Below are 8691 nucleotides of genomic sequence, written 5' to 3'. Positions count from 1 at the left end.
ACTTGTCATTGTTGCGGTCATAAAACGGAAGATATGCCTTTGTCGGTTCGTCAGTGGGATTGTCCATCTTGTGGCACTATGGATATAGACCGCGACTTAAACGCGGCTCTCAATATCCGTGATAAAGGCATTCTGGAATTAAAGGCGGCTGGACGGTCGTTTCTGCTTATGGAAGCTGCGTAAGTCTCGATACTATCGAGCAACGGCTAACGAAATAAGAAGCATCGTCCGATAGGGCGGTGAGAAGTCACTTGTGCCATACACCGCTTATCCCTTTTATTGCAGCTAAGAAATAAAGGGTATAAGCGGTATAAACGGGAATTATTCTAATCAGGAATTGCTATAATAAAGTTCCCCATTCCTCAACCCAGCCCTGAGCAAAAACTTCCGGCTCAACCACTTCGATAGCATCAATCAGCAAAATTTCTCCAATCCGTTTAGCTCCCTGCTCCTGTAACAGCTCATCAAAAGTATGACCGCCTCCACAAAAAGTGTCATAGCTGCTGTCACCGAGCGCAATAAGACCATAACGTAAATCAGGCTGATAACCGAGCTGATCACACAGTTCTGCATAAAGTGGCTGAATATTATCGGGCAAATCCCCCTGCCCGGTTGTGGATGTCACAACCAGTACCACCTGCTGCAAATATTCCTGCCATTGCTCCAGAGTGGCCTCTTCAAATACTTCAGCTTTATGCCCCTGCTGTTCAAGAACTTGCTGCGCTTCTTCGGCAACTGCCAACGCATTGCCATAAACTGTACCAACGAAAATACCAATCTTTGCCATAGATATGATCCCTTTCTTCTGTTTGATACTGCTTTTGTTCGTAAGTGGTTGAACGTTTATTTTTCAGGCCGCTATTCCGTTGGCTGTAATTCGAAAGCAGCCGGATGTGGGCATTCCAGCTCCGGCACAAGCCCCTGCCAGCCAAATTGTTCAAGCAAATGCTGCCATGAAGAATCCCAACGGGCAGTCAATAACAGCTCTTGGTTTGTTACCGGATGCCTGAGTTGGAGATGACTTGCATGCAGCATTAATCTGCCTGTCTGATAATATTTAGCAACTCCTCGATTCTGGCGCAAATCTCCGTGTGTAGTATCTCCAATAATGGGATGACGGATATGTGACATATGTCGTCGCAGCTGGTGCTTACGGCCGGTTTTGGGTTTCAGTTCTAACAGACTGAAACGTGATGTCGGATAACGCCCGATTTCAATCGGACACTCAACTTTTGCCAATGCGCGATAATGAGTAATCGCGGATTGCGCCTCTCTGTCCGTATCAGCAAATTTATCCGCAATCTTATCCAACTCTTCCATTAATGCGTAGTCGATAATCTCCTCTCCTTCAACATAACCACGCACAACCGCATGATAAGTTTTTTGCACCTGCTGGTATTCGAACTGCTGGGAAAGTGTTCTGGCCACATCACTGGACAACCCCATCAGTAAAACACCAGATGTTGGTCTGTCCAGCCGGTGAACGGGAAAAACATGCTGACCAATCTGATCCCGCAGTGTCTGCATGACAAAAACAGTTTCATGACGCGCCAGCCAACTACGATGAACCAACCAACCCGCTGGCTTATTGACTGCAACGATATGTTCATCCTGATAGATAATATCCAGCATTATCAATTATTTCCCGTCAGATCATCCGGTGTGAACAAACTGTCCAGTTCACGCAGGAGCTCAAGTAACGGTAAATAGCGCTCTGTCTCTTCCTTATAAACTTCTTCAAAGTAGGGTGCGATAGCAAATGCGGTTGGCAGGCAGGCTTTCTTTTCAATAAGTGCACTCATTCTGGGAATTAATACCCATTGGAGCCACTCTTCCGCTGCCATAGTATCAATGGAAAAAGGCTCTGTGCTTTCGAAGGCTTCTGGTTTAGGTGGATAACTCTGCCATAAGCCAACCGTTTTCATAGTGGCTTCAATGAGCTGCAATTTGTGGAGGATTTGTTTTTCGATACTCATGATTCTTATCTTATCTTGACTGCAATTCCGATAGCAGGAACTGCTATCGTGTCATTAAATAGTAAGAGTATCACTGTTCGATCTCAGCGAAAAATGTGTGGCAGAATAAAATGGCACAAAACAAAATAAGAGGGGAGACAAGGTCTCCCCTCTTATTTGATTATCATAGCAATCCGGCTAAATTAGTCGCTTCCTGCTCATTCCCTGATAAAGTACGTCCCTGTCTGCTATTCCTTTAAAAGATCATTATAATTGATAGTATCTGGCAATCCGGCCTGAACAAAGTCATCCCTGAGCCACCTTCCTGATGGCATATTTCCTTAATGATTTTTTTACTGTGCTTCCTAGCGGAATGACAAAATAATCGGCTATTCTGCGGTTTGAAACAAGCTACCTGAATCAGCAGAAAATGCATTTTACCAAAAAAATACCGTGATAATAATTTGCATATTATTGATATAAAATAAAAATAATATTTATCTGAGATATTGATCCGATGATTAAGAGACATATCTCACATCGCGTGTGAGATATGTCTTACAAAAAACCAAACAGATATCTGCATCTACAACGATGCCGCCGGGCTGGCAGCAGAAAGGAAAGCCGCTAAATCAGCAGACAGAACGGTTCGTTCCTTACTGCCAAATTGCTCAAGCATGACCTGACCCGTCAGATTACATACAGAAATCTGCCCCATGTCAGAATCAGTCGTACCAATAAATATTGTGGGTGAGAGTTTCAGGCGCTTTTGTGTCACCAGATGACCTATCAGATTTTCCTGTAGCCGGATAAAATCTTCCTCACTCCATACCTGAATCAGACTGAAATTCAGCCCCTCAAAATTGGCCGACATGTCACCGGCAAACTGGGTGACATAATAGTCATGAACAGAATTCTGCAAACGGATATCCAGTGCATCCTCTACCTTGCTGAGTTTATCCGATGGCGTAAAAGGCTTCGGAAGCCAGTGCACTACTTCATCTCCCGTCCGTTCGATGCAGGGAGATGGTATACCATATAATTCACTACTGGCTGGTGGCAGCCCTGTTTCTTGCTGCCACAAGTCAACATAGCGCCGGGTAAAATCAGTAAGTGCTGCTGTCACATTGAAGGTCATATATTTGTTTCTTCCATTTTTCCGTCTGATACTATCGTTTTGTGTATTCCTATACGTTTTTCAGGAAAATAACAACTCTACTCTTCATCTTTCAAGTTACCTCTTTGTTAGCTATGCTCAGCCTCTCCCTGATCCCGTAATTATCTATGTTCCTTTACTGTCACGATGTATCATGAAATCTATTGATTATAAAAATCATGTTATAACTGTCATAAAATAATGGTGTCAGACGCTACACTATTTATAACAGTAAAGAGAAGCATTTCTCTTCAGGTAATATTATTACGTGCACTTGGCCTAAATTTACTGCTAAGTGAAGAATAAAGTCATTCCAATAAATCATAAATAAAAAACGACATTAATATAAAAAATAACATTACCCGCTATCCATAATTTCATATATGAATTCATAGCAGTGATTTTATTTATACCCTACAAGGTCATAACATGATAAACACAAAAAATAAAAACCCGAGTAAATCAAACAAAGAAAACAATAATAAAAAAATAAAATCAACATTAACCGATTTCCCTAAAAACGTAAAATTGACATACAGAGAATTTATCAATTGGTCAGAAGAGATTTATGCGGAAAATATTCCATGCTGCATCCCAAAATCAGACAAAGAAGTTATTTTAGTTGTTAATTGGGCATGGAAAAAAAATTATAAACTGAGAATTGTGGGAGAGTCACATAACTGGTCACCGTTGACCATTTCAGCGCAAGCTCAGAATAATCATCAGGTCATACTGATGGATCTTACCCAACACTTTACTCAAGTCAGTATTAAACATCTTACTCAGTATGCAATTGTCACTGCTCAGGCTGGTGTATTAATGGAAACACTGATGACAAAAATGGAAGAACAGGGAGTTGGTTTTACTGCAACTCCGGCACCCGGTGATTTAACTCTTGGAGGCGTGCTGGCTATAGGCGGACATGGAACAAGTGTTAAAGCACTTAACGAAAAACCACAACCCGGCCATAACTACGGCTCAATCAGTAATTCTGTGTTATCTCTGTCTGCTGTCGTGTGGGATGAGAAAAGTGAACAATATGTTCTCAGGAACTTTAAACGGAATGATCCGGATTGTGCCCCTCTTCTTGTGAATTTAGGATGCTCGCTGATTTTAAATGCCGAGCTTCAGGCCGGTAACAACCAGCGCCTCCGGTGTCAAAGTATTACTGATATTCCAGCAACAGAGCTATTTTCACTTCCACAAAACAAAAAAAATCAAAGAACCTTCAGTCAATTTCTGGATAAAAACGGACGGGCCGAAGCTATTTTATTTCCATTCACAGCAAACCCTTGGTTGAAAATATGGAGTGTGTCACCGCAAAAACCGAGTTCGAGCTTTGAAGTTACTCACCCGTATAATTATCCGTTTTCTGATAATATTCCTGTTCAGATATCTAATCTCATTAAACAGATAACTCATGATAATCCTGACCTTACTCCACTATTCTCCCAACTCCAATACATATTTATGCGGGGTTACTTTTTAGGTACCGGAGATGATATCTGGGGTTGGAGCAAAAATGTATTGTTATATGTTAAGCCAACAACATTACGTGTTACTGCAAATGGTTATGCAATATTAACCAGCCGCAATAATATTCAAAAGGTTCTTCATCTGTTTTATGCCCAATGGCAATCTTTAATGGAGGAATACCAAAACGACGATAAATACCCTGTCAACGGGCCAATTGAGATCCGCGTTTCAGCACTGGATGAACCTTCTGACGTGGTTCAGGAAAATGCGGTCATCCCCAGCTTATCTGCGATTCGCCCACGTCAGGATCGGCCTGAGTGGGATGTCGCTATTTGGCTCGATGTTTTAACGCATCCGGGCACCCAATACTCCGCTGAATTTTATAACAAGCTTGAAGCATGGATGTTTAAGGAGTTTGATGATACTTATGCCTCTATTCGGGTTGAATGGAGTAAAGGCTGGGGATACAGTAAACAAGCAGCATGGGATAACGAGGATATATTGACCAGAAAAATTCCGGCGTCATTTACTGATGGGCTACCAACTGATAATAATTGGCACTCAGCAATTAATACATTAAAGAGATTTGATCCACATGGATTGTTCAGATCACCATTATTAGAAAAATTAATTTATTAACTAAAAAATAACCTTAATATCTATAAATAATCTTTTCATTGTTCAAGTTGTGTTTCCTATCACAACTTGAACAACGCTTCAATAATGAAGGGAGTAGTTGTTATTTTATCCATACAATCACATTCCCTTTCTGGTCAAAGGCCAAAAGACACTTAAATTAATATAGGTTTAATTTCCATTAGGAGATAGATATGAAAAGTTCAAGTGACAGAGAAAACCTTTATGACTATATAACCAAAACAAATAAATATAAATCACGAAACATTCAGATTGACGCCATAACATATGATCGAGACATTGCTAGCATAATATTAAAGCATTTTAATTATAAACATCCAGACATGAATGCATTAGAAAACATTATTCTTTCAGGTTCATTAAAGGAAACAATGCCCGAATTAATATCTAACTTACCCTCTAATCAACATAAGCGATGTATTATTAATGCTTGTAGTGGACGGTTTATCACGGCATCATACAGGGTTTTATTTTGTGACTCCACAGAAACAGGATTCGGATATAAAAATTTCATTAATCAATTTTTTACTATATATTCAACGAATATTTGTCTTTGTATACCAGTACTCTTCTTCAGAAATCCAAACTGGAATCCATCTCAATTCTGCTTTGTTATTAAGTCACAGACATTGTGTCATAATATTGTGATTCCGCTATATGTTGACAATTATAGATAAATTCAAAATTCAAACCCTTACTGCTACCACTATACTATAATAATTAAATAATAAGATTACTCACAGTTCCAGATAATATTATGATACTTTTTTTGTATCACATTAATTTGTTATTTTCATGATAAGAATATTTCTAAATAATATCCAAAATAATTAGTCGTTCTCGTTTTTGAATAAAATTTCAAAGGATATTTATATGAATTGCATGAGTAAGGATAGGAAGATTGCGGTTGTTTCTGGTGCTACAGGTGGAATGGGTGCCGAAATTGCTAGAAAACTTGCCAGTGATGGCTTTGATCTGGTGCTCTTGGGCCGCAATAAAAACAAATTAAATAATATAGCGGATACATTAAAAACGACCTTCAGCTGCGAGGTAACGAGTTATTACTTCGATGTCCGTGATAATGGAGCTGTAACGAACTTCGTAAAGGCCCTGAAGAAACAGTATAATCACTTGAACGCTTTAGTTTATGCAGCCGGAGATGGCCCTGTTGCAAAACTCAGCGATACTACTGATGATGAGTGGCTAAACACTTTTGATGTAAAACTTATGGGTGCAGTTAGACTCATTCGCTCCATGGAAGAGCTGCTTGAAAATGGCAAAGGCAGTGTCGTATTAATTAATGGGGCTCTTACCAAGCAACCTCACCCATTATTCCCTATCAATAGCGCCGTAAATTGTGCAGTATCTGGTTTTGCTAAAGCAATCTCAAGCGACTTTTTATCCAAGGGGATTCGAGTTAATGTGGTTAATCCAGGGGCGACATTAACGTCACTTTGGGAAACAACTGCACGCCAAGTTGGCGATAAATTTGGTATTGATGCTGAAGATATTACTCATGATGTCGAATCTAAAGCTCTTTATAAGAGAATGACTAATCCAGAAGATATTGCTAATGCAGTATCATTCTTCACTTCTTCTCAGTCAATTCATATATCTGGGACATCATTAGTTGTGGATGGTGGCGCACTTTCAGCTTTATAAACTTCACGCGATAAATTAACTCTCCTCCGCTCTTATAATAAGAGCGGATAAAAACTTTAGGTGGGATGATGTCCTCTCAGGTTGATAGTCGCGTCCAAATAAAGAAATACAGCTTATTATATATAAGCTTTATTGCGACGATGGCAGCAGTAAGCTCAATATATATGTCACAAGCCGTTTTTAAGGAAATCGGAAACCTATTTAATGTATCTCATGATGAGGCACGCCATTCTTTTGATATCCCAATGTTATTTTATGCAGCTTCTTTTTTCCTGCTCAGCCCATTAACTGATAGGTTGAAGGCAACGAATTTAGCGGCAATTGGTGCATTTGGCCTGACAGCATCACTTTTGTTATCAGCCCACACAGAGAACTTCAATCTATTTGTTGCATTTTTATCAGCAAGTGGACTATTCGCCGCAATAATACCAGCAGCGACATTTGCATTAGTGCCTCGATTAAGCTCACCTTCCACACTGGGAGCGATGTTTGGACTTGCAATCTCATCATCTGTTATTGGCATTACTATCGGAAGAAGTGTCGCCGGAGTTGCAACGAGTATAGTTGGTTTTCAGGCTGTTCTTGAATGTACTGCTGGCATGGTCTTTATCTGTGGCTGTTTGCTACTAATTGGTAATAGAGAGCATGATCAACCTATTCCAATTAAAGAGTCAATCACAGATGCATATAGATCTGCTTTGAAACTGACAGTGAGTAAAAATGTATTGCCTTACCTTTGTATAGGGATATTACTTTTCTCTGGATATCTTGGAATTCTAACATTCTTAACGCTTCAGCTAAGCGGGGCACCCTTTAACGCATCAGCAAGAGAGATAGGTTGGATAAGTTTTAGCGGTTTGATAGCAATTATAGGCGCTCCGCTTTCAGGTTGGCTGGGAGCTCGTTATAACACCAAAAAAGTAATTACTTTAGCACTGAGCCTTGTGCTTCTATCTGTAGTAATACTTTGGCTTTCAGATAGTTTATATAGTGTTATTGCAGGAATATTACTGCTATTCATCTCAGTATTTTCGTGTCAACCATTACTGCTGCTGATGCTAAACAATTCCGGTCCCCAAAATAGACGAGGGATGTTAGCGTCACTTTATACAGTTTCTTGTTTAGGAAGCGGTGGATTGGCAAGCATTTGGCTGGGAGTCATTTGGAAACATTGGGGATGGCAAGGGGTATCAATAATATGTACATCCTGTATTTTGGCAAGCTTGGTAATTGTTACTTTAGTAATCAAAAAGCAAAATTAATTCTAATTCATTCAATATGATTATAGGAATAGTCTAAATGTTCAATAATATTTTTCTACTTGTCACAGATAAATTTAATAGTTTTTCATCAGTCAAAAATGTTCTAACAATGAAACAACTTATTCAATTTATAAAGCTCTACCCTGAGATTGAAAGTGATAAGGTTATTAACATTATACCAGGACAAGGATTGTCAGAGCAGGACTTAAAAGATGTATTAAAGCTAATTTCAATTTCTGGGAAGTCAGAATATTTTAACTTGTTTCCACGCTTAGAGTCAGCACCGTCAGCACTTCGGTAATTGTCAACATAGTTGGCACCATTAATGAATTTAAGCGGCCTGTTGTTCTCGTTCAGGATTCAGCGTCACTGTTTCTACCCATTGCCAGTTTCTGGTGCTGCGCGACCAGCGTTCTGGAGAGGTGAGTTTAGCCTGGCGATAAACGCCATCCCGCTGTGTTAAAATGACTTTGTCTTCGCCTCTGTGCCGTTGGCCCGGTGTCACATAATTTATCCCACTATG

8 protein-coding genes and 2 pseudogenes are annotated in these 8691 nt (G+C 39.8%); 5 read left to right on the top strand and 5 right to left on the bottom strand.

Translation table 11 applies throughout. The features are described from left to right. Positions 1-218: pseudogene (locus Xinn_RS19145) on the top strand (zinc ribbon domain-containing protein); the annotation flags it as partial. 122 nt (positions 219-340) lie between these two features. Here Xinn_RS19145 and Xinn_RS19140 read toward each other — a convergent pair. The 4 genes from Xinn_RS19140 to syd form a co-directional block, all read right to left on the bottom strand. Beyond that, positions 341-787, bottom strand: coding sequence for a flavodoxin (locus Xinn_RS19140; protein ID WP_086955299.1), 447 nt, complete (start codon positions 785-787; stop codon positions 341-343). Between the two features lie 71 nt (positions 788-858). Then, complete coding sequence (gene truC / locus Xinn_RS19135; protein WP_086955298.1) at positions 859-1632, bottom strand: tRNA pseudouridine(65) synthase TruC; 774 nt, start codon at positions 1630-1632, stop codon at positions 859-861. A 2-nt stretch (positions 1633-1634) separates the two neighbouring features. Further along, a complete protein-coding gene (locus tag Xinn_RS19130; protein ID WP_086955297.1) occupies positions 1635-1976 on the bottom strand; it encodes a YqcC family protein in 342 nt (113 codons plus the stop codon). A 565-nt stretch (positions 1977-2541) separates the two neighbouring features. Next, positions 2542-3093 carry a SecY-interacting protein gene (gene syd, locus Xinn_RS19125; protein ID WP_086955296.1) on the bottom strand — a complete coding sequence of 184 codons (552 nt, stop codon included), beginning with the start codon at positions 3091-3093 and terminating at the stop codon, positions 2542-2544. Between the two features lie 447 nt (positions 3094-3540). Here syd and Xinn_RS19120 point away from each other — a divergent pair, with 447 nt between their 5' ends. The 4 genes from Xinn_RS19120 to Xinn_RS19105 all read left to right on the top strand — a co-directional run bounded on the left by Xinn_RS19120 (position 3541) and on the right by Xinn_RS19105 (position 8469). Continuing rightward, on the top strand, positions 3541-5226 hold the full coding sequence (locus tag Xinn_RS19120; RefSeq protein WP_086955295.1) for a cholesterol oxidase substrate-binding domain-containing protein: 1686 nt from the start codon (positions 3541-3543) through the stop codon (positions 5224-5226). Positions 5227-6117: 891 nt separating this feature from the next. Next, positions 6118-6906: an SDR family NAD(P)-dependent oxidoreductase gene (locus tag Xinn_RS19115; protein ID WP_086955294.1), complete on the top strand. Its 789-nt coding sequence runs from the start codon at positions 6118-6120 to the stop codon at positions 6904-6906. Between the two features lie 68 nt (positions 6907-6974). Then, positions 6975-8168, top strand: coding sequence for an MFS transporter (locus Xinn_RS19110; protein ID WP_169923626.1), 1194 nt, complete (start codon positions 6975-6977; stop codon positions 8166-8168). A 37-nt stretch (positions 8169-8205) separates the two neighbouring features. Next, on the top strand, positions 8206-8469 hold the full coding sequence (locus tag Xinn_RS19105) for a hypothetical protein (RefSeq protein ID WP_099137751.1): 264 nt from the start codon (positions 8206-8208) through the stop codon (positions 8467-8469). Positions 8470-8499: 30 nt separating this feature from the next. Here Xinn_RS19105 and Xinn_RS22250 read toward each other — a convergent pair. Further along, positions 8500-8691: pseudogene (locus Xinn_RS22250) on the bottom strand (IS3 family transposase); the annotation flags it as partial.

Origin of the sequence: Xenorhabdus innexi (assembly GCF_002632485.1) — a bacterium.
GTDB classification, from domain to species: Bacteria; Pseudomonadota; Gammaproteobacteria; order Enterobacterales; family Enterobacteriaceae; genus Xenorhabdus; species Xenorhabdus innexi.
Note: the sequence above shows the minus strand (reverse complement) of the source record. Positions and strands in the feature narration are given on the sequence as shown.

Excerpts from the sequence above, each read along its gene's own strand:
- Xinn_RS19140 (WP_086955299.1), bottom strand. The coding sequence starts at position 787 with ATGGCAAAGATTGGTATTTTCGTTGGTACAGTTTATGGCAATGCGTTG.
- truC (WP_086955298.1), bottom strand. The coding sequence starts at position 1,632 with ATGCTGGATATTATCTATCAGGATGAACATATCGTTGCAGTCAATAAG.
- Xinn_RS19130 (WP_086955297.1), bottom strand. The coding sequence starts at position 1,976 with ATGAGTATCGAAAAACAAATCCTCCACAAATTGCAGCTCATTGAAGCC.
- syd (WP_086955296.1), bottom strand. The coding sequence starts at position 3,093 with ATGACCTTCAATGTGACAGCAGCACTTACTGATTTTACCCGGCGCTAT.
- Xinn_RS19120 (WP_086955295.1), top strand. The coding sequence starts at position 3,541 with ATGATAAACACAAAAAATAAAAACCCGAGTAAATCAAACAAAGAAAAC.
- Xinn_RS19115 (WP_086955294.1), top strand. The coding sequence starts at position 6,118 with ATGAATTGCATGAGTAAGGATAGGAAGATTGCGGTTGTTTCTGGTGCT.
- Xinn_RS19110 (WP_169923626.1), top strand. The coding sequence starts at position 6,975 with ATGTCCTCTCAGGTTGATAGTCGCGTCCAAATAAAGAAATACAGCTTA.
- Xinn_RS19105 (WP_099137751.1), top strand. The coding sequence starts at position 8,206 with ATGTTCAATAATATTTTTCTACTTGTCACAGATAAATTTAATAGTTTT.